2 protein-coding genes are annotated in these 1,182 nt (G+C 33.8%); both read right to left on the bottom strand.

Annotated features, from left to right (window positions below; genetic code table 11):
- The coding region (locus tag DRF57_RS23400; protein ID WP_394363986.1) for an IS3 family transposase at window positions 1-747 on the bottom strand (747 nt) is incomplete at its 3' end.
- A 2-nt stretch (window positions 748-749) separates the two neighbouring features.
- Window positions 750-1,139: a helix-turn-helix domain-containing protein gene (locus DRF57_RS23395; RefSeq protein WP_115921132.1), complete on the bottom strand. Its 390-nt coding sequence runs from the start codon at window positions 1,137-1,139 to the stop codon at window positions 750-752.
- Window positions 1,140-1,182 lie beyond the last annotated feature (43 nt).

Below are 1,182 nucleotides of genomic sequence, written 5' to 3'. Positions count from 1 at the left end.
ATTATAAAGCCAAATACTTTCTTTTATTAATGAACTTAAGTGGTGCATATTTTTTGTTTTACAAAAAAGAAACTCCTGCTTTAATATCCCATTAATTCTTTCTGCCAGAGCATTTTGATAACAATCATAACCATCAGTCATAGATGGTTTTATTCTATTTTTCTTAAGCATCTTCTGGTAATAGCCAGAGCAGTATTGCAGCCCTCTATCTGAATGATGAATCAACGGGGTATGGGAAACTCTATTTTTTACGGCCATCTTTAAGGCTTTGGCCACATTCTCCGTATTCATATTTGAGCTTAATGAATACCCCATTATTTTTCTGCTGTAAGCATCTGTTACTAAAGATAAATAGCAGGTAGATTCCCTTGTTTTAACATAGGTTATATCGCTTACGAAAACCTGTTCTGCTTTTTCGATCTTTAATTCTTTCAATAAATTAGGATGTTTCCTAAGCCAATGCTTTGAAAAAGTTGTCTTAACATATTTTTTTTGAGCACGCACCAGCATATTCTCTCTTTTTAAATAAGCAAATAAAGCATCCCTGCCTATTTTGATTCCTTCATTTTTGAACCCTTCTTTAAGAAGGTAATAAAGCTTTCTGGTTCCAAGTCTAGGCATTTTCATTCGTACTTTTTGTATTAATATCCTTACCTTCTTTAATTCATTTTCACGAATTAAACTTCTTTGTTTGCTTTGATAAATAGCCTGGCGGCTTATCCCAAACAATCTACACAGCCTCGATATGCTTACTCCTTGTCTGTGGAGTTGGAAGATTGTTGGGAGGAAAACTTTTTTCTGATTTGGGTACCATACTGCTTATCTGAGATATCTATCATGGTATTAAGAACCTTGGTTTTTAGCTTTTCATCAGCTAATTCTTTTTCTAGACGCTTAATTTTTTGAGCCGGAGTTTCTTTAGAGTTGTGCATAGTATAAAGTTTAGGTTTACTCCATTCTAAGTTACCATATCTTCGCAACCAAACCAAAACAGTACTTCTGCCTTGGATTCCATACTCTTTTTGGGCTTGTTTATAAGTGTAATCGCCGTTTTCTACCTGAGAAACGATTCGTAATTTAAAGCCAATACTGTAATCTCTTTGAGTACGCTTTTCCTTTTTTAATTCTTGATCTTTCATAATATAAGTTGAGTAATTGTCAACTTATTTCAGGACGGGACAA

Origin of the sequence: Chryseobacterium rhizosphaerae (assembly GCF_003385455.1) — a bacterium.
GTDB classification, from domain to species: Bacteria; Bacteroidota; Bacteroidia; order Flavobacteriales; family Weeksellaceae; genus Chryseobacterium; species Chryseobacterium rhizosphaerae.
This window is presented reverse-complemented; position numbering and strand designations above follow the sequence as displayed.

Bases quoted from the DNA above. Each gene is read 5' to 3' on its own strand.
- DRF57_RS23395 (WP_115921132.1), bottom strand. From the start codon at position 1,139: ATGAAAGATCAAGAATTAAAAAAGGAAAAGCGTACTCAAAGAGATTAC.